The following is a 24,567-nucleotide window of genomic DNA, read 5'->3' as shown; positions in this document are numbered from 1 at the left end:
CAAAACCGCTGGAGCGAACGCAAAACTGGATAAAACTTGGGGGCAACGTCACATTAAATTCGCATCACAAGGCGGCCTTCGCCGTATGCATACGTTATTCACGATCGACTTATTAGACGTCTTTAAGAAAAATTCCATCTTCACGCCGATTGACAGACACTATTTTGCCGAACTTGTACGCTGCCAATCTTCAACCAAAGCTTCAATCTTTCGCTGCGCCTCGGCAATCATTGGGGAGTAGCGCTGGTTTTCAAAACCCCAAAGCGTCGACGTCGCATCCTCTTTATGACCAGCTACGAATGGCACAGCCACAATTACCCGAAGGTCTTTGTGACCCTCTAAATATCTGTCAACCGTGTTCGTTACAGCATCAGTGTCAAGTGGGTCCCATCGCGACAATAGTTTCAACGCGCTTTCATTATATATATTGAATACGGTGCTGGTCATCTTATTGATAGTAACGTAAGTGCGTCCACCAACGTGATCGACAGAAAGAACCTTCGCTTCGGGATGAACATCAGCCATCAGGCCTGAAAATATATCCCAATCTGATTCGCGCTCATCGAGATATGCAATAACCTCAGAAAGGAGGCCATTGAAATTCTCGGGCAACTCTACATCATCTTCAATGACAATCAGCCGGGGTAACTCGTTCACGCGCGCATATCGAGATAATGCATTAAAACTGCCCCCACAGCCAATCCAACCTACACTGTGACGAATTCCGTCAAATAACTCACAACCATCCGGCAGCGTTTGAGCTATTATCCTGCGCCGTTCAATCGTTTCGGGCAGCGAAAGAGCGAAAAAATTACTCTTTCGGGCAATATAAATCGGACGGCTCAGAATAACATTGGCTGGAAGGACCCCAATTGCCGTCAGAAAGCGGTCCATCATGAAATTGAAACGTGCAGCACTGACAGAAACGGCGGTTCCAATAGCTTCATTTGTCATTTCTAGATTCTGGAGCATCTCTGACGCACAGATCATCATGTCATCGATAGACCCTTCACCAAAGAATTTCACAGCACCTTCTAGTTCAGGATACTCGTCCTGATCAGATGTTCCCTCGGAAAGAACCGGCACGCCCAAGGAAATGCACTCGCATATACGAGGCATTTCTAATAAAGCACCTTCATAGTAATGAATATTGATAACAATTTTTGATTCTTTGATGACAGCATAAAGCTCATCGCCAAATAGATCGTTACATATTCTAATTCTATATTTTTCCTGTAGTGTCTCAAGGAACCTTCGCCGCCTAGGGCTGCTTAAACTATCGCCATAAAACACAAAGTCATATTTTTTGGGCGTTGCACTACCTACAACAGCCTCATTCAGCGAAGCACCAATAGGCATATAATGTACATTTGGATATTTCAGGCCATTTTTTGCTAAGAAATCAATGTTTGTTAAAGAGTATTCGATTACTCCTAAAGAATCTTTCAGAATTTCCATATATTGTGGAGTAAACCATCTTGAGCTCACCGACTGTTCAAGCTGAAATATCACACGTTTATTTGCTGGCGGAAGGCTCTTGAACATCTGTGCACATAGAACTATATAAAAATCATGATCAAAACTCTTTAAAGAGCCCATTATGATTTCGCTTTCGATTCCGTGGCTTGTTAGACGTTCAGATATTGCCCGAGCGATGAAAAGGGTATGAGGTGTGCAGAGAATCCCCCAAACAATACCGTTTCGGTTCGTGAGCCGTTTGCGCAATTTTACATAATGATGTTCACGTCTGTACCATTTCAGGCGTTTGACCAACCCCGAGACATCCCCTCGTGCTAGATAGCGTAACGCATTGGTCACCTGTCGCAAGAGGCTCGCGAATTTCGGCATGGCTATTCATTACCCTATAATTTCAACGAAAGATTCACTTGTGGAGAAGTTTCAACGATGACAGTTGGCCTCTTAGAACACTCATTTAACCGAACTTCATTTGCCTAAAGACAACTTCATTCGCCAAAATAGCTCGCTAACACCTCATCAGGAGATCCGTCCATTTTGACTCGTCCATGTTCGAGCCAGATTATTCTATTGCAGTTTTTCTTCATAAGATCCTTTGAATGGCTCGCGAGAACGAGTATTTTCGTAGAGTCTACAAGGTCGCGCATACGCATGTTCGCGCGTTCTTTGAAATCTTCATCCCCTGTCGAAAGCCATTCGTCCATGATCAGAATTTCAGGTCGAACCGCGGTTGAGGTCGCGAATGCCAATCTTAACTGCATACCGGATGAATAAGTGCGGAATGGGACATCCAAAAATTCACCTAGTCCGGAAAATTCTGCTATCTGGTCGAACTTCTCGGCAATTTCTTCGGGTGACATTCCCATCATCGCAGAGCGCAGACGAATATTCTCCCGGCCTGTAGCATCTGGATCTATTCCCAGATTGATATTGATCAAGGATACGCAATGGCCATTAATTACAGAACTTCCATGTGTTGGTGTATAAATGCCCGATAAGACACGCAGTAGCGTGGTTTTTCCTGATCCGTTGTGACCAATCAGTCCAATTCGGTCGCCATCTCTGAACGTCATAGATACATCATCAATGCCGCGTACAATCACTAGGCGATCACTTCGCCTTTCGATTTTTCCGCCTGTAGCGATACTAAGAACCCTGTTTTTTAATGAACGGCTGGTCGAATTATAGATAGGAAATTCGACACTCACATTCTGAAGCTGAATTAAACTCATTTTCTACAACCAATACGCTACGCGCCAGCGATATCGTCCAAAGAATAAGATGGCGACGACCCAACCAATTATCGCGCAAGCAAAACCGAAGGTCCAGTCAAGTAGGGACGGGGATGCGCCAAATAACGGAGCTCGTACAAGCTCGATGAAGTGATAAAATGGGTTCAACTCGATAAAAGCCTTAGAAACGTGGTCGGGTAATATCTTAACCATCCACATAATGGGAGTAGCATAAAATAATACCTGCAAAATGTTCGTAACCACTTGCGTCATATCGCGGAATCTAGCGCAAAGAACCGCAAGAATGAGCATCATCCACGATAAATTGAGACATAAGAGGATAAAACCAGGAATAGCCCAAAGCGCATTCGGACTGACCATTCTACCTAAAACAAGAAGAAGGATCGGAAAAATAACAATATTATGGGCAAATATTATTATATTTCTCCATAGAGCGCGCATGACATGCGTAAACAACGGCATTCGAACTTGTAAAATTATGCCGTCTGATGATGTAAATGTTGTGCATCCCTCATTCAGACAAGTCGAGATAAAACCCCATGTAATAACGCCAGCACAAAGATATGGCAGGAACTCGCGCATTTCGCTTTGAAAAAGCGTCCCAAATATCAAACCCAGTGCGCCGATAAACACAGCCATATTCAAGGTCAACCAAAAGGCACCGACTCTGGATCGCCTATAACGCTGTGCGACGTCTTGCCATCCGAAAATTAACGCCAAGCGATATTTCGATAGAGCCTCCGAAATGTCCCCTATGGCAACCTTAGCTCCTTCGGTTGGCTCTGCCGTTACAACCTCATGAGGCACTTCTGCTCTAGATATCTCAATACTCATGATTTTTTCCGGGCCAATCTGCTATTTGTCACGACAGCCATCTTTTCGAATAAATTTAGTAAATCCGCCGTAGCGTAATTGACGAAATGTAACTGTTAAGTCAACTCCGTCGTTGCTGGCGAATGCGGCACATTTAGGACCCATTCGATATCATCGAACTTCGCAGCGGAGCCGAAACCAGGCAGAAACCTACTTCTCTAAATAGGTCAAGTTTCCCGAACTATCCCTCAAAGTATCTAAGTTCGGCTACTGCATTATATATCGTGCATCATTTCCTATGGTGGAAGCGCACAGAGCACCGGATTATATCGCTTCCCCTCAGTTGAAAATTACTTTTTCTCTCGCAACCGGCTGGTGCACAGGTGTGATTGAAACATTTTGCAGCGGTTTGCAACAGGCCGAAACAATCATCCAGTGCGGAATTGTAGCCGATGAAAAACTGTGACGGCAAACTCGGGGCGGCTCAACAGCATAAGTTTATTCAAATTTTACGGTCGATAATGAAAATAGGCGAAAATTATTGTTGAGCATATCATTCACGAACAATTTTCAATGTTCGATAACCAGTAGCAATGCCGGGCGACGCTTCGGCCTTGCTATGTCGCCCGCGTCCTTCTCGCGGCCCATACGCGTGATGGCTGAACACCGGCAATGGTTCTGTCACCTTGAGCTGTCATTTACTCTGTATCGATCACCCAGTCCCAGCGAAAGCCGTTTCTGCCCTGCTCCCACCGGTAACCGTAAGGATTGCAGACGATGCGGCTTTGACCGATCTGAATGTCAAAGGCATGATGCGTATGGCCACAGATCCATATATCCGGGGCCTGTTCGGAATGCAGGATGTCATTGAAGGCCTCTGCGCCACAGGCAAACAGAAAATTTGCCTCTTGCCCCACATAGACGGGCGGTGTGCAATCTGGATGCGGCATGTGATGGGTCAACACCACAGTGGAGCCATCAAACGGTTCTGCCAGCTTTTGTCGGATGTAAGCTGCATCTGAACGATGCAGTTCCAGCATATCCTCCGGCGTGAACCGTTTGCCATCCTGCATGGAGATGGCATGAAAATCATTGAGCATCTGACGCGTCATCCACATTTGCTGCGGCAAATCAGACTTCGCGGGGAGTTTCATCAGGAAATCGACCCATAGGCTTGCGCCAATGAAGCGCGTATTGTCGATAATCACCGTATCTGCATCGAGACAATAAAACCGCTGCGGCCATTGCAGAGAAAGCGCCTCGATTGCCTTGATCGTCTGCCTGTCGCTCTCAAGCGAACGGTCCCGATCACCGATAAGCCATTTGTTCTGATAGAACTCGTGATTTCCGGGGACATAGATAATTGGTTTCTCGTAGCGCCTGATCAGGAATTCCACCGTTATGGGTAGATCTGGCGCCGCAGTGAGATCGCCAGCAATCATAATCACATCGCAATTCGGTGCTTCTTCCCGTGTTGGATAAGCAACATCCTGCAGTTCATTATGCACGTCAGACCAGATCCAGAGTTTCATGCCATTTTCCCCTTATTCCTATCCGTATTATTGAAGCCGTTTTCGTGTCAGGTTTTTCCAAGACAGGCATCCGCGTCTCTGGCAGACGTGCAGAGACGCCGATACCGGCTGTCCTGCCGATTGATGTGCGCAGCCTGATCAGTTTCATTCTTTCTCATTGCCCGATGTCTTTTTGGCCAAGCCGATAAAAGCGACTGAAGGTGCGGGCATAATTTCTGTCGAGATCGAGTAACCAGAGCTCGGACGTGATGCCATTGGGCACGATGTAACCAAGATGAGGATGTTCGAATAATACGCCTTCGAGACATGTTGCTGGTCGTTTGCTCAGCTTCCAACTTGTGATTGCTGGCGAATTTGCCAGTGTCCGCTCATCCGGATAATCACCCTGGAATATCCGCTCGAGATCATCGACCAGAGCTTTCAGCATCCTGATTTCGAGTTCGAGCTGTTCGCGATTGTATTTTCCGTTTTCGATTATGACTGTCATGACGTGTTCCTGATGTATAAAAAAATGAGGGATCGTTCGGGCGCGCAATAACGCGCCCGGGATTGGCGTTTCCTGATTTCCACGCATTTGATTGTTATTGAGAGCAAAAGCTGAGCTGTTCAGCGTAACAAAGACATCCACCCTGATATCTGGACAGAAGATACTCCGCTACCTCAGCTTGACTTTGTACATTATGCGGCGAAACAAAGTGCCTGAACCATGCGTTTTAATCGCCCTGGTGGTATTTTAGGAACGTCGCGGTTTGACGGGGAGTGTCGATAAACGTCCTGCTGCCATAAAACCATCCGCACCGCACCGATGGCGTCGGAGAATGTACAGTCGGTCTTTTTGTACCAAGCGGCGGCGTAGGGAACGGTATTGTGTCTAATCAAGTCGCATGCCCATAAAGTTACAAGGCTGTAGAGAGCCAGCAACGACGGGGTTGCGCGGAGAATGGCCTTATTGTTCCACTGCCTTTGCGTTTCCACACCAAGATGGGTACGGACTTCAGCGAACGTCACTTCGATCTGCCATCGTCTGACATACAAAGCGATGATCTGAACTGGATCGAGATCAATATCGGTGCTCATGAATGCCTGCGGATCACGGCGGCCTGAAGGATCACGAACAAGAACCCAGCGAATTGCTTTTGGTGGTGTTCCGCGTCGATACCAAAGCGCGGTTCCTGATGTGATATCGAGCGTTTTGTCTGTCTGCTTGCCATACCATGATGAAATAATGATGCGCTGCCATTTAGTGCTGGCATCTTTCAGCACGATTTTGAGTTTTGGCAATGGTTGGCCTTTCTGTGCGGGTCGACCGACGGTATGCTCATGCCGCGGTTCTGGCGCAGCGAACAGATTGGCGTCGAGGCGCAAACGGGTGATCAGAGTTGCTCTGTCAGGCAATGCTTCTGCCAGCGTATGGACTGCGAAACTGCTGTCTCCAATAAAGATAATACGCCGCTCCGGTAACCATCGGCATATCTGTAAAACGCCTTGTCGCGCCCAGTCGGTCAGCATCTTGTGCTTTCGGCATAGCCTCTGACTGTAGCGCTCAGACGGACACAGCAGCGTCAATACCGGCAATGCCTTGACGCATCGCGCCCATGGAACAGGAGAAAGAACCATAAAGCTCAGCCAGCGCAACCCACTGGCTTTGACGAAATGTCCATGACTGGAGCGGACCGGATCTCGGTAAATACCCCGCGCCGTAATGCGCGGCCCCCAACGCCGCTCGATCGTATCGTCCATGCCGATCACGATAGGGCCTTCGGGAACAAGTTGTGCAACAACAATGGATAAGAGCCGGGCTGCAATGATCGTGAGCTCCATCGGGCACGGTTGAGAAGTTGGTGGAAGGTGGAGAAGTTGGCTGCATCGGCACGGCCGGTAATCCGAAGGCATGACGTAACAGTGCGCTTTCCTGGCGAAAGGAGCGCCCCCATGACGAGGACCAGTAAATGGTTCCATGTCGGGCTGGTGAATTCGAAACGGAAAGGCGACAGCCATTGCTCGAGGCAACGGGGCACGACATCTCCGGTCTCATCGTTGCGATCATATCGTCTGGTCATTCACCAGTGAGAATCCGATCAATTGCGAGATACAAGGCCCGCAGATGCGGCAAATTGATTCATCACACTCGCTTCAAACCTGCCGTTAAACCCAGCATTTTTTGTACAAAGTCAAGCTCAGCTATTTTGCTTTAACCTTCGTTCTCATTGGTTGGCCGTTAGCTTAGTATTGAGATGCCGGATACTCCTGTTCGTCCGCATCGCAGCAAATGTTCGCGCTGCTGTATAACGGATAAGTCCGTGACACGCAGTTTCACAAGCTTCGCACGACGCATCGACTGATTGGCCCCTGTCTGCTCAGCGCAACACGTTATCCGGCGTCAAAATCTGAATCTCCGGCCCAGACTTGCTGTCGAGTGCTTCAACCGCCATCTTCGCGATCTCTTCACCAATCAGCCGCGCTTGCTCCTCTACGGTTTTCGCGAATGTGTCGCCAAGCCATATGATGAGTTCTTCTCTGAGAGCCTCTTGCACGCCCAACACTTTTTCCGCGATCTCCGGGATCCCCAGTAGCCCATCGAGATCGGATAGCGCCCAGACCCCCTCCTCGGGTTGGCTTTCACTAAGCAATGGGTCGATCAGCACGAATTCGTAGTGATCGATATCAATGCCATAATACTGTTGTGCGAGCCGCCCCCACAATGCTGAGGCGGTCGATGCTTCAATGCGCCACTGATCCAGAGCTCTTTTATGCGCGCTAACGCCATAAATCAGACTGAACACCCGAAGGCGTGTGCGTTCTTGTTCATAGAACATCAATTCGAATGTGTAAGGGCCTGCCGGGAGTTCCGAGGCGCTCCGGTCTATATCATTTTCATCTACGAGAGATTTCGATGCGACAGACTCGATGACGTTACTAAAAGTATCGCGGGTCAGCGGCATAGAACGAGAGGAGCGGAAATCTCTTTGAACTTTCACAGCCGCTTTTGCTACAGCTTCTTCCATCAGCCCGATGATCTTTTCTCCTTTGTTCCAAAGCGCCCAGCGACAGATCTGCTCTGACAAAGCTCGCTTCTGGCTACTTCTGTCATGAGCACGGTCGATCAGATGAAAACATAAAGACAGGTGTAGCGCCGCGTTTAATTCACGTGTGTAGCTTCGGTGCGGGATTTTGTGTTCGATCAAGTCGATGTAGCCGATCACGGTTTCTGCAAACATGATTTCTCCATCTCCAAAGCGACTTTTGGTCGCCGGAGCCAAATGGGTGTGAAGGTAGGTCGCGCTTGCCATTGCAAGCGACGTCGGTTTCCGGAGACAGCAAAGACCGTGACGTTGCGCGCGAACGCACACGACCAGAGTGTCAAAATAGGAAATTGGGAGTTCCGGCTTAAAAAAGCCCCGAACGCGTTAGTAGCGGAAATTATTTCCGCTGTGGAGCCGCAAGGCTGATAAGATTACCAAGCCGTAGATCTTTTAATCCGGGACGAATGTCGATAATAACCAGCATAGCTTGGCTCCTGTGTTGGCAGGCTAAGTTAGTCTCCATTCTGGTGTTACCAGCACCGGATGGAGACGCCTGATCAATCAGGCAAAGTGACTATTGCAGGATCTGAATTTGGCTGCAAGGATCCGGAACAAAAAAAGATCCCAATCGGGAATTTTTATCTAAGTCCCGGATATCACCGGCTTTTTCGATTTCGCGCTTGCGGCTTCAAAAGCCAGTAGCCGTAAGGCTTCTGTATCGGTCAACGACAGATCTGGACGATTAGACACAAGGTAAAAGGTCGATCGTGAAGAACGCCGAAATAGCGTTGATCTCGGGTGACGCTGTCAACGACGAAAATGCATTCAACAAGCTTATGCTGCGGACGAGAGAGCGTTTTTCGTCAGAAACGTGGTGATGATCGCAGCGATCAGGCACAAAAGTTGTCTGAACCACTTGAGCAGAAGGGAAAAGTTGTAGCCGACGGCGGCGAGAGGCGCGTTGACGGCATCGCCCTGTTTTCCGGCGAGATAGTTGCGGTCCATGCGATGCTCGTTCTTGAGATGCCCGATGACAGGCTCGACGGCTGATCGCCGTCGCATCTGACGCTTGATAGCGGGTGTGACGCGGCGCTTCTGCCCGGCAGTGAAGACCCGGAATTTGTGGCTGTCCGGCGCATTGTGGCCGCGATATCCGGCATCGGCCAGGATGCGGGAGAGCTCGCTGCCGATGGTTTGCTCCATGTCGGGGATGACGGTATCCAGCGTGTGACCATCGTATGGATTGCCAGGCAAGGCCATGGTGTGCAGCGCGAACTGGCCACCCTTCGAGCGGTTCAGTGTCGTCGCCACGGATACCTTGACGCCGAATTCGTAGGGCCTGTGGGCCTTGCCCTTGCCAATGCATTCGACCTCATCGGCATGCAGGCTGTAAATCTTGCGGCCACGCTGGCGCTGCTTCTGCTCCATGACGGTCTTCGCCTGATAGAGCGGCCAGAGGAAGATCGCCCGCAGTTGCTCGTCACCGGCGATCTGCCGCTCGATATCGCGGACGGTCCGCCCGAGATAGGTCTTCAGCTTGCGCAGCGCCTTGCCCGCTCGCTTGAATTGCTTGGCATGCGCGTAACGCTGGTGCTGGATCAGGACGATTTGCCGACCCGCACATAGGTTTGGCGCAAGTCCAGTCCGGCCTTCCTTGCCAAACGCACCAGCCGTTCCCGCGCCCGATGAAGGAGCCGGGCATCGGTCGGAAACATCACGTTCTTCGGCTGCACCGTGGTGTCCACGATCACCTGCCGCGTATCGGCGGGCTTCATCGCGCCCCTCTTGACCGCCACCGACAGGCTTTCCTGCAACAGGGCCTTGATCCGCTTCTCACCCATGCGCTGCCGCCAGCGTGTCATCGACGAACGGTCGAATGGCAACCGGTGCTGGAAGAATTCCTCCCCGCAGAAATACTGCCAATAGGGGCTGTCGAGGTAGCGGGCACAGGCCGCCTCATCCGACAGGTTGAACGTGTGCTTGAGGATCGCAAGCCCTGCCATCAGCCGGGTCGGCAACGGCGGAAGGCCGCCGCCATCCTTGTAAACCTCGCCAAAGCGTTCTTCCAGAAACCGCCAGTCGATCTTATGCGCCAGCCGCACCAGCTCGTGCGTCATGTCGATCATCTGGTCGAGACGGGACCGGAACAGGTCCTGCTCTCCAGTATCGCGCCGTTCGATGGGCTTTGACATGATCCGCTCCTCCTTGCCACCTCAAAGCCAGTGAATCAAACTTCTCCGTAGAGCGAAACCAAAATCTGATATTGCAAGGAAACAGAGCCGAAAAACCCCGGTTCTGGCAAAATCAATTACTCAAAATCGCCAAATCTCATTGGAATATCAATGCGCTCTGGATTCTTCACGGCGGACTAAAAGTTATCCACAGGCGGGACCTCAGCCCCCATTTTAACAGCAGGCCAGAGCGCTCATTGAGCGAAGCGTCCCTGCCCGATATATCGCCGGGAACAAAGCATAGATTAAAAAACTTCGATGCTGAATACGTTTCGGCCTTACTTTCAAACGACGTTTGCCGCTGAATCGGGCAAATTACCTCGGGTAACTCTCTTCTCGAATTCTGAATCGGATTACTGCAAATTATTTCGATTTGAAACGCGTTGCCGACAAATCGAAATGACGTGCCTGCACATTGCGCACCCCAACCGGCCTGCCATTTCAAACTCGAGATTTCCGATTCATCTGCAAACGGCGTTTTACGAAGTAATGGGGGGAGAACAGACAAAAGGGACAAACGCCGTTTGCGAAACGATCCAGTGGAAATCAGGCAGCCACAGTTTTGGAAGCCATATTCATTGTTCCGGGTCGTCGGCATCTCCATGAGGCATCAGATGCACTTTGCGTCGGAAATCCCAGCCCCTTTTGGTGTATCTGTCAATCAGATCATCAATGACATCCAATGAAGCGTCTTTATCGAAGCCCTGATCTGCCAGCCCATCAAGCAACAGATCAATCAGCTTCTCCATCCAGTCTTGGTTGCCAGACTTCATCGCTTTGGCAATCATGAAATGCAGGAACACCCGAGCAACATCATCTCGTGTCGGTTTACGCTCTACTCTCATGCGATCCCGATATTCTTTCTGCCGCTCGCGCTGTTTTCGCAAGCGTTCTGCCTGCTGCTTGCTCGATGCCATTTCACCCCCAGTTGCCCGCTAACAATTAAATTATGAGCCCGAAACCTGTCGGCGCAAAGCGTTTTTCGTTCCTCCGCCCGCCCATAAACGGCGTTTACGCTTGAATCGGAAATCTCGGGTTCAGCAACGATTGCCCGTAACTCCGTAACGCTCTTCCCAAGTTTTGAATCGGGTTACTGCAAATTATTGAAATTTGAAATGCGTCACGGGCAAATCGAAACGACTTGCCGACACATCGCGGCCCCCTCCCTGCAACTTCAAATGAAGTACCGGGAAATTCTTACAATCCATATCGCGTACTGGTCCCATCGATGCAAACGTCGTTTGCATTATGGAATATATTCCCCGAACCTACGTCCGAAACACGGGTCTGCTACACTTTCCGTTCCGTTCGATGGATGCCTCCCACGTTGATAATAGATACAGCGCGACACCTAACGACGTCGCGCTGTTTTCTCGATTACGGATTGCGACGCCGGGACGGCTGCTCTTTTTCTTTTCTAAACCAGGGTGCGGGTTCTTTTGCCTCGACATACGGTAACAAGCGTAGGGGCTGTGGTTGCAGATGGCCCGTAATGACCGGATACACGTCAATTGTTTTCTTCATCACCGTCAAGCTGGCAATGTTCGTATAACGTGTCTCTCCCTCCGTTCGGCCCAGATGCCCGGTAATGTCTTCCATGATCGACATTTCTATCCCCTTCTGTTTCAGCGTGTTGCTGAACTCATGGCGCAGGGCATGGATTGCACGACCCCAAAGCTGATCACCAAGCCCCGTTTCCGCTTTCAGCAAAGGGACAAAGCTCTTGTAGAAACGATCACCGGTGTCGTTTTTGCGTCCTGGAGCGACCAATTCCGGAAATAAACATCTGTGTCCGAGTTCCTTCAAACGCTTTGCGTAGTCGATAAAACCCAGTCGGATAAGCTCATCTGGTACGGGGAGATCGCGGACTGATTGGAGGTTCTTCAATCCTCGGAGCTCATTTTTCCGAATTTTGATGGACCACATACCTTCATCCTTTGCGTAAACCACATCATCAACCATGAGGCCCGTAAATTCGGCGCGTCTTGCGCCCAGATATGCGTAAAGCATTGGCACATAATAAAGGGACGAATGATATACGATCTGCCCGAACTCCCGCATTTCCTGCGGCATCGGCCCGGCACAACCGGTGAACACCGGAAGCTGGAAGATCGGTTCAACCTGCTCAGGGCCGGGTTTAGCAGTCAGCGCCCGAACGGATGCGAGGCTGCGTTTCTTCGGCTTGATTCCTTTAAACGTAAATGCCCGCAACATGAAACCTGACGCGACAAGATGGTTCAGGAATTGTTCGAGGTTACCAAGATGACGCCTGATTGTTCCACTCGACAAGCCGACCTTGGGTGCTGGCAAATTAAGCTTTTGTGCGCGGATTACTTCCCGTTCTGTCGCCTCACGTAATTGCACGGTCGTCATTGCCACGTAACGCGAACTACTTCCCCATCTGGCAAGGATGTTATTGAAATGCTGGCGCAACGCCGCCAAGTGGGTATGGTTAATGCCGCTGCTCGTGAGAACATTGTGCTCGTCCAGAATACCGCAGAAAATGCGAACAACTGTCTTGACGTCCTTTGCCGTGTCTTCGTTCCAGTTCTCACGGTTGTTGGCGATCAGAAGGTCGCACTGCTTCATGAATTGCTTCACTGGCAAGTCCTGCCCAGTAAGCCCCAACATGTCAGATGCTGATACAGGAACAGGATTTTCCACAACTGGCTGTGGCTGTGGCTGTGGCTGTGGCTGTGGCTGTGGCTGTGGCTGTGGCTGTGGCTGTGGCTGTGGCTGTGGCTGTGGAATGATATCCGGCACATGTTCCACATTTACAACCGAAACAATTGGTGCTGGCCGGGCAGGGTCTGGTTCAGCCTGCTCGTCAGGATAATCGATGAGATAGCGATCATCGGTATTGAGCAGAACGTCCTCATGCGCTTTGAAATATTCAGCCTTGGCCTTTTCGAAATTAAGGATCGAATAAGGCAGGCGGTGCTCTTGCATGAGGGCGCGCATTTCGTCGACGAAGCGCGAACTTTCTGCGTCTTCGCGTTCACCACGATAAGATGTCGCGATGTCTTGGCGGAGGCTCTCTGGCACCTTCGCCTGCTCAAGAAAGCGCCACCCCTGGCAACCTTCCTCTTCGAACAGGACACGGCGGGTGCCGAATTTTCCAGAAGCCTATAAGCCCACCCGACTTCCAGATCGGCAGTCAGATTATCGATCTGATGGAACCCCGTCGGCGTGCGCTGGCCTGCAAATTGCGGGTTCTCCATATGGTCATTCATCCGCGCGATTTCGGATTGGAATAATCCTTCAAGAGCTTCTTTCGACATCAATACACTTCGCGGGTTTTCTGCAATTTCATAAAGCAGAAGATTGAGCTTGCGGGCCATGTGGCCTGCTTGTCGATGATCAGATTGTTTGAGGCTGAAAGCAAGGTGACGCGAACCAATATTGCGTCCCAGATATTTCCGCGCCGTTGAAGATTCTGAACCTGATGTCTGACTGCCATAATGAACTCGCCGTTTGGAGCCACGAGACAAACCGACCAGGGCGAATCGGCATGTGTCATAGCTCTGTGTCACAGTTTTGTGCACAGTCGGCGAAATGAAAAAAAGCGTGAGGATTCCCAGCCGGGAAACATTAAGTAAAATCAATAAGTCGTTGATTTTACGCATGATTCATGGCTGGGGCGCCTGGATTCGAACCAGGGAATGCCGGTACCAAAAACCGGTGCCTTACCGCTTGGCTACGCCCCAACAAATCAGACCGAAGCATTTCGAAGCATCCGGTTGCGCGGCCTTATAGCCGCTTCGAAACCCGAGCGCAATCGCCTAATCGCGAAATCCCGTTCGGGGTTATAGGTCCTGTGAAGAACGTTTTCAACCGCATATCGTTGCCACTTGTTCCCTAAAACGAAACCGCCGATTTGCGTCCGGCTTCAAAGCTGCTACTTCCTACGGAAGAGTGTATTTTCGGTATTCACTATGCTGTTTTTGTTGATTTCGTTTCTCGTCAGCGCTGCCTTGTGCGGCATCGGTCTCTATCTGCTAAACCGGCTCTTGCCCGAGCGCTTTCTCGCAGCTCGTATGAGTTCGCGTTCCAACCATACGACGGTAGCGCGGCAGATCGGCGGGCTGGCAATTATTCCCGCAATCATCGCGACGTTACTGATCTTTGCGCCGGATCTGGAAATCAACGCATTTCTGGCACTTTGCCTTTCCGGGGCCTCGCTTTTGCTCTGGATCGTCGGCGGGTTGGATGACCACTATGAGCTTTCAGAGATCATCAGACTGGGATCGCAGTTCATTGCTGCCGGACTGGTTGTCTACGGCCTGGGTCCGGATTTCCGGTTGCTGCCGGACCTCCTGCCCTACTGGCTGGAGGCAATACTCATTTTCTTCGCGCTGGTGGTCGCGATCAATGTGACCAACTTCATGGACGGTCTCGATCTTATGACTGCCGCAGGCGTAGGGATTCCGCTGTCGGGGATCGGAATTCTGGCCGCCCTTGGCCTTGCCGGGCTCGAAAGCGGCGGTATCGGCATCATCGCGGCAGGTGGAGTGCTGGGCTTTGCCCTGTTCAACCGTCCACCAGCAACGATCTTTCTGGGAGACTCTGGAAGTCTGCCACTTGGCCTGATCACAGGAACAGCGCTAATCCTGCTCGCACGGGAAACGCATATCGCCGTCGCGCTGATCCTGCCGCTCTATTATATTCTCGACGCAGGCACGACCATCGTGATGCGGTTAAGCCAGGGCGAGAACATCCTGAAAGCACATTCTAAACATGCCTATCAGGCCGCGAAACGCTCCGGCTGGAGCGTGCTCAAGGTGATTGGCCATGTAGCGCTTTTGAATGTGATTCTTGTTGCCTGCGCCGTTGCGCTGCTTGCTCTGGACCACACAATCACCCAGATCGCTTTCCTGCTCGTGGCAATTGTCGCAACACTGGTTCTGCTGCTGTATTTTCGCGGGCGCTTCAGGAAGCTATAACGTCGAATAACACCTTGCGAACGGCATCGATATCACCGCTTTCCATGGCAATACGCAGTGCGGCAAGGCTGGCTGGAACATCCACGGCTGCCTTGTTGCCTTTCGGCGCGCGCATGATCTTGGGATGGCGCGTGGGCTGTGCCAGTGACGGATCGTAGAAGAGTTCCTCGTACATCTTTTCGCCTTCACGAATCCCTGTCGTCTCAATTGCAATATCGCCGTGCGGATTCTCGTTGTTTCGAACGGTCAGCCCTGCCAGCAGGATCATATTCTCGGCCAGATCGCGGATCTTCACCGGTTCGCCCATTTCGAGCAGAACCGTATCTCCCGACGCGGCGATGCCACCAGATTGCACGATAAGTTCGGCAGCTTCCTTGATCGACATGAAGTAGCGGGTCATGTCCTCATGCGTCAGCGTAATCGGACCACCACCGGCAATCTGTTCACGAAAAAGCGGAACAACCGAACCGTTCGACCCCAACACATTGCCAAAACGGACGGAATAGAACGCCTTCTTCTTTCCCGATTGCTCGGCCAGCAAACCGCAATAATAGACGACCAATTCGGCCCAGCGTTTGGTTGCGCCCATTACATTCGTCGGTCGTACAGCCTTGTCGGACGAGATGAGGACCATGCGCTCCACATCGGTATTGAGAGCCGCCTGCGCCACTTCCAGCGTGCCGAACACATTGTTGAATATACCGACCAGCGGGTTTTTCTCGACAAGCGGCACATGCTTGTACGCTGCACAATGATAAACCGTATCGACATTGTTGTCGCGAATGGCTTTCTCAACGCAGTCCCGGTTGCTGACCGTCCCAAGGATCGGCACAATCTCGCAACTGGCGATCTGCCTGAGCTGCCTCTCAATATTGTAAAGTGCGAATTCACTCGACTCGAACAAAACGATGTTGGCCGGGTTCCATTGCGCGATGGTACGGCAGAGCTGGCTGCCGATAGAGCCGCCCGCCCCCGTGACCATGATACGCCGCCCCTCGACCACCTCTCGCAGCAGAGCAGCATCCGGCGGCACCGGCGAACGTCCGAGCAGATCGTCAATCTCCACATTGCGTAGCGAACTGACAAGATATTTCCCGGCCGTCAGATCGGCAATTGGTGGAAGAATACGCGTATTGACTGGAAGGCGCCCCAGAAGCCGCGCAAAATCCTGACGCTGTTTTTGTTCCAGCGCAGGCTCGGATACAACCACCTGCTTGATACCGTAGTTTTCGATCAAGGCGGGAATGTCTTCCACGCCATAGACCCTCAGCCCGATAATATCCATGCCGTTAAGCTGACCATCAGGATCGACAAAGCCGACAACCAATGTATCGCTATGGCTGCGGAGCGCAGTTGCCAACTGGCGAGCAGGCTCGCCCACCCCGATAATCAGTGCTGAACTCGTATAACGTTTGTCCGTCTCGGAGCTACGCAAAAGCCATTTCGCACCGAAACGGCTGGCCGATATGAACACCGTGCTCAAAAGCCAGTAGAGTAACGGAACCGAACGCGGCAGACCGGTACTACCGTAAAGTTCCATCAGGAAAACGAGCGCAACCCAGAAAAGCGCGGCGATGGCGGTAGCCTGGAAAATCGGCCAGATCGCGCGTTCAGCCAGATAACGGATGATGGCGCGGTAAAGTCCAAACCGAATGAAAACCGGAATTGCCAGAACGGGCGCGATGAAAATCAGGAACGTTTGCCCCTCGTTCGGCACGAAAACGAAACCGAGACGGATGACAAAAGCCAGATAAGCACTCAACAACAGCAGGACACAATCGCTCAGCATCAGAATGATCTGTTTGCTGGCGCGGGGCAAAAGCGCCAATCTCTGCCATGGATATTTCAAACTCATACGCGTGTTATCCCGCTCTCCGCCGGAGAGAAATACCGGAACGATTCCAGCGCCATAAGGCTATTTATACTACTAATGGGGATTAAAGCTTAGTCAATCCCTTCGCGACTTGCCGTACGCCATAGCTGCGAAGCATTCTAATTTCTCGCCACCGTTAACATGAGTCCTCCGGTAGGACTATATCAATTGCCGTTTCAGGCGCTTAACAAACTTCTTTTGGCTAAATTACGGCTCGTAGACTGTCTCTGGTAACTGTAAGCGGCCAATCCGCCGCATTTGTTGTCAGGCAATTATGGTGCTGGTGCGAACGCTGCGCCAGGTCTCGCCATCAGAATCGGCCATTTCGGAGCCTGACGGGGCATCGCTGACGAAGACCAACGCGCCTGCGCCGTGAATTGCGGGAAAGGGCAGCATCGAGACCGTATGGGATGCGGGACGTATAGGAACATCAACATCAAGCCGCGTCTGCGGCCAGATCGAACCGACTGCAACATTGCTGGCCGCGTGATCGATCCTGATCGCCTCCCGCCATTATCCAGTATCGCTGCTTATCTTCACGCTGAAATCATTACTGCCGTTCAGCCCCATTTTGGCGAAGCCGGTCCAGTTGGTCTGATATAAAAGGCTTGCCGTATCGCTCACCGCCTGCTTGTTCACCTTCACCTGATGCCCTGGCACCGGCATTGTTGAACAAGCTGGCATTCGACGAGATCGCAAGCCGGTTGACCGCATCGGCAGTGGCATGAATGCCCAGCATGGACAGGGACAAATTTTCCGGAACCGACGAAACGCTCTTCCAGAGTATGCGGTCGAAAACCAGCAACGATGCTTCATCTTCGACATAGGCCTGCCAGGATAGCAGCCGTCACGAACAACCATCCGCCATCAATGAAAGATGCTATTGCGCCGCCTTTTCCTGCCCATGCCCCCACAGCAGCCGCAGCCACGAAATAGTGATCTCCACTGACAGGTGTTTCCGGCGATTCGGCCGGTTCCGCGAGTTGACGCTTAGATGCACAATAGCATCGAGCAGCAGCAATGCCTCATTATGAGTGACATGTTTCTGCGCCTAAGGGCATTTTCAGATTTGGGGTTTGGTCCATGAACAGCTCCTCGCAATGGATAATGCCAGGAGTCTAGTTCGTCTGCCCGAAAAGGGGATAAGTCCGGATCAGCTTCCACGATACGTTGAATAGGACCACGGGCTGACAAGCAGCGGCACATGGTAGTTTCCATCAACATCGGCGATTGCGAAGCGGATCGGAATTAGGTCGAGAAACGGCGGATTGGCTTGTTCCGCACCGCGTCCCTCAAAATATTCGGCAACATGGAACTGCAACTCATAAGTGCCGGTGCGCAATTCATCACCGGAAAGCAGAGGCGCGTCCGTGCGTCCGTCGAGATTGGTCACCGTCCGCTTGATGAGTTCGGAAACGCCGTTTGTGGCAATACGATAAAGCTCAATGCGCATCGCCGCCGCAGGGCTGCCATGGGCAGTGTCGAGAACATGTGTGGAAAGTTTACCCATAATATCCCTCAATGAAGCTCAGGCAGGTTGCGTCGTTTCAATGCGGTAGGCGGTACTGGAGAAGAAAAATTCCTCCAGATTGTCTTCCTTGCCTGCCCGGTCGACAACCAGAAAATCGGATTTCTGCTCAAGCGCCAGTAGCGGGTGGTGCCACACATTGCGCAGATAATTGACGCCCTGACCACCACACGCAAGGAAAACACGCGGACGTGCAGGCTTGCCTCCGTCATCCTCAGCGACGATCACAAGGAACGGCCTGCCGTTCAATGGAACGAATGCCTGCGAGCCGAAAGGATGACGTTCCATCATGGCGATGTCGATTGGCGCTTCGAACGATTGTCCGCGGAAAATATTGACGAGAACCCTTGCTTCAGTGCCAGCGGCTTCGACACGCGCGAGATCGTGGTATCGCTCGGTCGTGCCGTTGTTGATCAGACGAAGCTCGGCTCCTTCTGTCTCGATGACATCACCAAAAGGTGCAAAAGCGTCTTTTGTCAGCGGCTCGACCACCAGAGTTTCGACGTGCAAATCATTCTCCCCGTAAAAGCAGATTTCTTATAACGACAAAGCTTGTTGAAGAGATCTCTGTCAATTGCGAAGCAGTTTCAACCGAAACAGGAAAAAGCCGGGCCAACGACCCGGCTTTCAACATACAGAACCGATAAAAATTCAGCGCTTCAAAAGTGACATCACCGCAGGGACACCGCATGCGGCAAGTGCGAGTTTCACGAGATCGCCGACGATAAAAGCGCCGAACCCGAAGGCAATCGCCTTTTCCATACCGAAAAGATAAGCCATCCAGCCTGCACCCATCAAAAGAATGACGGCTTCTGCGAGTAGCATTGCACCGCCGAGAGCGAGAGGGTTACGCGCCAGTCCCTTGTCGGCAGCACGTCCGACGATCCAGGCAGCGGCAAGGTAGGAGAGCAGATAACCACCTGTCGGACCAACCATATAGGCAAGACCGATGCCCTTCTCCGGCGTTCCTGTAAAAACCGGCATGCCAAGCGCACCTTCGAGCAGATAAAGAGCGACAGTCGCCACGGCGAGCCGCGAACCGTAAAGCGCTGAAATTGCAAAGAGAGCGAAGGTCTGCATCGTCACATTGACGTAGACCAGATCGACTTTGATCTTGGCGGAAATGGTGAGAACAGCCGTTCCGATCAGCGCAAGCCCGACAAACCAGAAAGCACGAGCCAGTTGTCTGGTGGGCAGATATTCTGCTGCGAGAGAGGCGGTGGCGACGCGAGACTTTGCTCTATGAGGCATATCCAACTCCACTTTTGACGCGGCGACAGACACCGGGATGCGAAATTCCCCGGAAACTGCCCGCTGACGTGATTGTCAGCCTGCGTGACTGTTCACGTTTGCAACCCGACTATATAAGGCCTATGCCGTTTCATCAATCAAACCAAAGAAGAATGGAAGCCGCTTCAATGGCGCTTGTTTTCGACAGCAGTTTCACGCCCCAATATGGGAAGCCGGTTGAACTGAGTAAAGGCATTTTACGCCTCACCGTCAATAATCCGAGCGCTTTCACCTTTCACGGCACCAACAGCTATATTATCGGCACGGATACGCTGGCGATCATCGATCCCGGCCCGGAAGATGAGGCGCATTACAACGCCCTGTTAGCAGCCATCGCTGGTCGTCCGGTCAGCCATATCTTCGTCAGCCACACCCATCGCGATCATTCATCTTTGGCGCAGCGTCTGAAGGAAAGCCTTGGCGCTCGCACTGTCGCCGAGGGACCGCATCGCCCTGCCCGCCCCTATTATGCGGGCGAAACGAACATGCTTGAGGCAAGCGCCGATACAGAGTTCATTCCGGATATTGCACTGACCGACGGAAGCATGATCGAAGGTGATGGCTGGGCTTTGGAAGGAATTCATACTCCCGGACATGCCGCCAATCACATGGCGTTCGGCCTGAAGGGAACGGGCGTTCTTTTTTCCGCAGACCACGTCATGGCCTGGGCGACGTCCATCGTCGCGCCACCCGACGGCTCCATGAACGACTATATGGTCTCGCTCGAAAAACTGCTGACACGCGACGACAAGGTCTATCTGCCGGGGCATGGCGGCGCCGTGACCAGGCCTGCCGCCTTCGTTCGTGGCCTGCGTGCCCATCGCAAGATGCGCGAACGTGCCATTCTAGAGTGTGTTCTACAGGGCGACCGGACAATCAGCGAGATGGTGAAAGTGATCTATCGCGAGACCGATCCGCGACTGCATGGTGCCGCAGCGTTGTCCGTTTTGGCACATCTGGAAGATCTGGTCGGACGTGGTGAAGTCACGACAGACGGCCATCCGTCGCTGGGCAGTATCTATCTTCCCGGCTGATTATTCCACATCCGCTGGAGCCTTGTTGACTTCGCCTTCCAGCGCTCCCAGAAAATCGGTAATGAAACCGGCATTCTGCCCCATATCGCGCTTGCCATAGCGTGACAGCGAACGCACATCGACATAGGTGGTTTCACCTTCATCGAGCAGGCGGATAACGATATCGCTTTTCAGGCCCAGAATGAAACTATGCGCGGTCACCGCAAATCGCGTGGCGTTCTGTTCCGGTGAAGAAGCGTTCCGCGCGATCTCCTGCCACCCGAAAGTCCTCAGAACCGTCTCAACCCCTTGCGCAACGCGGTCCGGTGCGGCTTCATAGCGGCGTCCGACCACATCGGGATAAGCGGTCAACTGGGTCAGCGCATCGCCACTCACTGCCACTGTCAGCGGGTTCATCCATTGCAGGCGTGGCGGCATATTGGACGGGAATTGCGGCGGCGTCTCGAAATCAGTGGAAATGTCGTAGAGGGGTGGAGAGAGATACCACAGAGCTGCTACCAGCCCGACGGGGGGCAACACGGCAAAAGCGAATATGCCGCCCCAGAAGGAGCGTGCGCCGCCCTTGTCGCCATTGACCCAGAGATTGCGAAAACCTTTAGCCGAGCAGAGAAGAGCCAGAGCGGCAAGACCAGTGCTCAATCCGGCAAGCAGCACCAGATCCGGTGTCTCCAGTGTCCAGAAGCGATGCAGAAGAAACGCCATCGCAAGCAGCACGAGCGCAAAAATGCCAAGCCGAAGCGCCCACACTGCAGAGCGCGACTGACGCCGCTGGTAGCGAAGTTTTCTCATGCAGTCTCCGAGAGCATTTCCAACTTATACTGAATCATTGGAGCCGCTCTGTCTCTCTGTTTTCACGCAGTATGAATAGCAGAGAGATTTTCGCTCGGCAAAACTTCGGCGTAGAAATTCAAATGCCCCACCTGGCTTGAACATGGCGGGGCACTTTTCTTGGCGATGTCATTTAGAGCGGTTCCGGTCAAAACGGAGTTGCCGGAACAGCTCTAACTAATTGTTTCGTCGCATTATCCGACGCAAAACCGCTTCGCACTTTTGCTGGAAATGCTGGCTTCTTTCGCATTATCCCACGCAAAACCGCTTCGCACTTTTACTGGAAATGCTCTAATAACGCGCATCTTTCGGCTTCTTCATGTTGGGCGAGTCCTTCACCTTGCCTGCAAAGTCAGGACGCGGCATGTGGGTGAAATATTCCGACACATCGATGGCTTCCTGATCGGTCAGAACACCACCCTGCCCGATAGGCAGATTGTAGTTCTGGGCTGGCGGCATCGCATATTTGACGAACTGCGCCGCCTTGTAGGTTCGGGCCAGCCCAGCGCCGATGTTGAAGCTTTCATCGCCCCAGAGCGGCGGGAAGATATAGTCGCCAGCCTGATCCTTCATGCCTTCGCCATCGGTGCCGTGACAGGTCGAACACTGGGCCGCATAGATCCTCGCACCGTTGACCGGATCGGGAACAAGACTTTCATCAATGGTACCGGCATTGCGGATCGCCACTTTCGTGCCCTTTTTCACATCCTGCCGCAGCCAGTCCATATAGGCGATCATTGCCTTCCTGTCGGCCCCCTCAGGCGGCAGCGGCTTGCCGTTCATCGAACGCTGGAAGCAACCATTGATGCGCATCACCAGATCGACTTCCTTGCCTGCGCGGGGCATGACGGCAGGATAGAAATTACTGGTGTTGATATAGGAAGCAACGTTATCCATCTTGCCCTGCCCCATGTGACAGGAATTGCAGTTAAGACCGTTACCGACATTGTCGGGCAGGAGCCGCGCGGTTTCGTTGAGCAGCCGCTTGCCATGCATGATCTCGGGCGCGTTCGGCTGCTTGAGAATGTCACGGTCCGGCGGGATGACATAGGTTCCGACCTGCTTCTTGTCCTTGTCCAGAACCGCATAAGCTTGGGGAGCCGGGGCATCCAGCGAGGGCCGCAGGTGATTGAAGAGGAAGGCGCCGCCCGTTACTGCCACGGCAAAACCGGCACAGAGAACGATAATCGTACTGGTTTTCATTGCTTGTTCTCCGGAACGTAATGGACGGGCTTGTGAGCGATTTCACGCCGCATACGCGCGATATCCTGCTCCGTTATGGCAGCGCCGTGATTGCCCCAGCCGTTGCGAATGAAGTTCAGGATTTCGGCGACCTGCCAGTTTGGAAGATTGGCAAAACCCGGCATGGTGAAAGCCATCTTGTCCGCCGGCGTATCAGGCGTCCTTCCCCCGGTCAGCGTGACCTGAATGAGCGAGCTTGGATCGTCGGCAAAGACAATCGAGTTGCCGGCAAGCGCCGGATAAATGCGTGGCGCACCCTTTCCGTCCATACGATGGCAGACCGAACATTGTTCGACATAAGACAAAGCGCCCGGCGCACTGAAATCTCCCGCCTTGAGTGCCGCTGTCGTTACGTCTTCCTTCGGCTGCCATTCACGCTCACGTCCCTCGCTTGGCTGCAGTGACTTCAGGTAGCGGGCAATCGCACGCAGATCATCTTCCGCAAGATATTGGGTCGAGTGCTGCACGACATCGGCCATCGAGCCGAACGCCGCCGTGCGATCGGTGCGCCCCGTCTTGAGGAAGGTGACGATCTCGTCTTCGGCCCATGTCGAAAGGCCTGTATCCTGATCGCGCAGGTTTTTCGCATACCAGCCTTCCAGAACCGAGCCGGACAGGAACTTGCCCTTCGGATCGTCCATCACCGCTTTTTCTTTATAGGCGAGACCGCGTGGGGTATGACACGCGCCGCAATGACCAAGACCCTCGACCAGATAAGCGCCGCGTGCGATCACCGGATCAGTGTCCGCTGCAATTTCGAACGGACGAGAATTTCCAAAGAACAGCTGCCAGTAAGCGAGCGGCCAGCGCATGTTGGTCGGCCATGGCAAGGTGCTGGGCTGGTTATCCTGTTGTACCGGCTCCACCTTCGACATGAAGAACGCATAAAGTGCCTTCATGTCCTCGTCATTCACGACTGTATAGGACACAAATGGCATTGCCGGATAAAGATGGACATTATCCTGACGCACACCCTGCCGCACCGCACGTTCGAAGTCGGTATAGCTGTAGCCGCCAATACCGGTTTCGCTGTCTGGCGTGATGTTCGTGGAATAAATCGTGCCAAGCGGTGTCTGCATACCGAGCCCACCCGCAAACGCCTTGCCTCCCGGTGCCGTATGGCACGCAGCGCAGTCGCCCGCATGGGCGATATATTCGCCTTTTTCGACCAAAGCCTTGTCGGTGACATCGACAGCGGCTTCGTGTTTCGCCGTCAGCCAATGGGGTGTTGAAAGCGCAAAGAGCCAGGCTGCGGCTAGCGCACCCGCGCCGCCGACCGCCGCTTTCCATATCAGTTTCATGTGCCCTCCGACACCAATTCCCTTGTGATGAGGAGAACGTCGAAGATTCGGGATGAAAGAGCATTGACCGCGATCAAAACCTATCGGGATCAATGTTTAGCGATCTACAAAAGCAATAGCTAAAGAGGTGGTTCGGGAAATCTGGACAGCGGAGATAAGTGGAATTTCTGCCTGACTTCGGCTTAGATGCCGAGAACAGG

At 52.4% G+C, this 24,567-nt stretch carries 18 protein-coding genes, 1 tRNA gene and 2 pseudogenes; 2 read left to right on the top strand and 19 right to left on the bottom strand.

What is annotated here, in order from left to right:
- Positions 1 to 159: 159 nt before the first annotated feature.
- The 11 genes and pseudogenes from FIB18_RS22915 to FIB18_RS22860 form a co-directional block, all read right to left on the bottom strand.
- Positions 160 to 1,848, bottom strand: coding sequence for a CgeB family protein (locus FIB18_RS22915; protein ID WP_140023074.1), 1,689 nt, complete (start codon positions 1,846 to 1,848; stop codon positions 160 to 162).
- A 116-nt stretch (positions 1,849 to 1,964) separates the two neighbouring features.
- Positions 1,965 to 2,708, bottom strand: coding sequence for an ABC transporter ATP-binding protein (locus FIB18_RS22910; RefSeq protein ID WP_140023072.1), 744 nt, complete (start codon positions 2,706 to 2,708; stop codon positions 1,965 to 1,967).
- A gap of 3 nt (positions 2,709 to 2,711) precedes the next feature.
- Complete coding sequence (locus tag FIB18_RS22905; RefSeq protein ID WP_140023070.1) at positions 2,712 to 3,563, bottom strand: ABC transporter permease; 852 nt, start codon at positions 3,561 to 3,563, stop codon at positions 2,712 to 2,714.
- Positions 3,564 to 4,240: 677 nt separating this feature from the next.
- Positions 4,241 to 5,074 carry a metallophosphoesterase gene (locus FIB18_RS22900; RefSeq protein WP_140023068.1) on the bottom strand — a complete coding sequence of 278 codons (834 nt, stop codon included), beginning with the start codon at positions 5,072 to 5,074 and terminating at the stop codon, positions 4,241 to 4,243.
- 154 nt (positions 5,075 to 5,228) lie between these two features.
- A complete protein-coding gene (locus tag FIB18_RS22895; RefSeq protein ID WP_235894957.1) occupies positions 5,229 to 5,702 on the bottom strand; it encodes a hypothetical protein in 474 nt (157 codons plus the stop codon).
- A 50-nt stretch (positions 5,703 to 5,752) separates the two neighbouring features.
- On the bottom strand, positions 5,753 to 6,895 hold the full coding sequence (locus tag FIB18_RS22890; protein WP_235894956.1) for an IS701 family transposase: 1,143 nt from the start codon (positions 6,893 to 6,895) through the stop codon (positions 5,753 to 5,755).
- Between the two features lie 536 nt (positions 6,896 to 7,431).
- Entirely contained in the window at positions 7,432 to 8,292 is an 861-nt protein-coding gene (locus FIB18_RS22885) for a hypothetical protein (RefSeq protein WP_140023066.1), read from the bottom strand.
- Positions 8,293 to 8,931: 639 nt separating this feature from the next.
- Positions 8,932 to 10,289, bottom strand: a pseudogene (locus FIB18_RS22880) (IS5 family transposase).
- A gap of 614 nt (positions 10,290 to 10,903) precedes the next feature.
- Entirely contained in the window at positions 10,904 to 11,245 is a 342-nt protein-coding gene (locus FIB18_RS22875; protein WP_140023064.1) for a hypothetical protein, read from the bottom strand.
- Positions 11,246 to 11,705: 460 nt separating this feature from the next.
- Entirely contained in the window at positions 11,706 to 13,373 is a 1,668-nt protein-coding gene (locus FIB18_RS22870) for a site-specific integrase (RefSeq protein ID WP_158295735.1), read from the bottom strand.
- Between the two features lie 587 nt (positions 13,374 to 13,960).
- Positions 13,961 to 14,035: transfer RNA gene (locus FIB18_RS22860), tRNA-Gln, on the bottom strand.
- Positions 14,036 to 14,263: 228 nt separating this feature from the next.
- Between FIB18_RS22860 and FIB18_RS22855 the strand changes: the two genes are divergently transcribed.
- Entirely contained in the window at positions 14,264 to 15,271 is a 1,008-nt protein-coding gene (locus FIB18_RS22855; RefSeq protein WP_140023058.1) for an MraY family glycosyltransferase, read from the top strand.
- On the opposite strand, the gene FIB18_RS22850 is transcribed toward FIB18_RS22855, so the two are convergent.
- From FIB18_RS22850 to FIB18_RS22830, 5 genes and pseudogenes are all read right to left on the bottom strand, one after another.
- Positions 15,258 to 17,126, bottom strand: coding sequence for a polysaccharide biosynthesis protein (locus tag FIB18_RS22850; RefSeq protein ID WP_140023056.1), 1,869 nt, complete (start codon positions 17,124 to 17,126; stop codon positions 15,258 to 15,260). The two genes, FIB18_RS22855 and FIB18_RS22850, sit on opposite strands and share 14 nt — an antisense overlap.
- A gap of 282 nt (positions 17,127 to 17,408) precedes the next feature.
- Positions 17,409 to 18,229 (bottom strand): annotated as a pseudogene (locus FIB18_RS22845) (DUF2793 domain-containing protein).
- A gap of 68 nt (positions 18,230 to 18,297) precedes the next feature.
- The gene (gene uraH / locus FIB18_RS22840; RefSeq protein WP_061345181.1) at positions 18,298 to 18,654 is read right to left on the bottom strand and encodes a hydroxyisourate hydrolase; all 357 of its coding nucleotides are present in this window, start codon (positions 18,652 to 18,654) and stop codon (positions 18,298 to 18,300) included.
- An 18-nt stretch (positions 18,655 to 18,672) separates the two neighbouring features.
- Positions 18,673 to 19,182 carry an ureidoglycolate lyase gene (locus tag FIB18_RS22835; protein WP_140023054.1) on the bottom strand — a complete coding sequence of 170 codons (510 nt, stop codon included), beginning with the start codon at positions 19,180 to 19,182 and terminating at the stop codon, positions 18,673 to 18,675.
- 141 nt (positions 19,183 to 19,323) lie between these two features.
- Positions 19,324 to 19,923, bottom strand: coding sequence for a biotin transporter BioY (locus tag FIB18_RS22830; RefSeq protein ID WP_140023052.1), 600 nt, complete (start codon positions 19,921 to 19,923; stop codon positions 19,324 to 19,326).
- A gap of 167 nt (positions 19,924 to 20,090) precedes the next feature.
- Between FIB18_RS22830 and FIB18_RS22825 the strand changes: the two genes are divergently transcribed.
- Complete coding sequence (locus FIB18_RS22825) at positions 20,091 to 20,996, top strand: MBL fold metallo-hydrolase (protein WP_140023050.1); 906 nt, start codon at positions 20,091 to 20,093, stop codon at positions 20,994 to 20,996.
- On the opposite strand, the gene FIB18_RS22820 is transcribed toward FIB18_RS22825, so the two are convergent.
- The 3 genes from FIB18_RS22820 to FIB18_RS22810 form a co-directional block, all read right to left on the bottom strand.
- Entirely contained in the window at positions 20,997 to 21,785 is a 789-nt protein-coding gene (locus FIB18_RS22820; protein WP_140023048.1) for a DUF1499 domain-containing protein, read from the bottom strand. It abuts the gene before it with no gap.
- A gap of 330 nt (positions 21,786 to 22,115) precedes the next feature.
- On the bottom strand, positions 22,116 to 23,027 hold the full coding sequence (locus FIB18_RS22815; RefSeq protein ID WP_140023046.1) for a c-type cytochrome: 912 nt from the start codon (positions 23,025 to 23,027) through the stop codon (positions 22,116 to 22,118).
- Positions 23,024 to 24,367 carry a c-type cytochrome gene (locus FIB18_RS22810; RefSeq protein WP_140023044.1) on the bottom strand — a complete coding sequence of 448 codons (1,344 nt, stop codon included), beginning with the start codon at positions 24,365 to 24,367 and terminating at the stop codon, positions 23,024 to 23,026. The genes FIB18_RS22815 and FIB18_RS22810 overlap by 4 nt, the downstream gene beginning before the upstream one ends.
- Positions 24,368 to 24,567: the final 200 nt, after the last annotated feature.

This window comes from Brucella pecoris (genome assembly GCF_006376675.1).
GTDB lineage: Bacteria > Pseudomonadota > Alphaproteobacteria > Rhizobiales > Rhizobiaceae > Brucella > Brucella pecoris.
The sequence above is the reverse complement of the archived record's forward strand: the minus strand, read 5'-3'. Positions and strand labels throughout refer to the sequence as shown.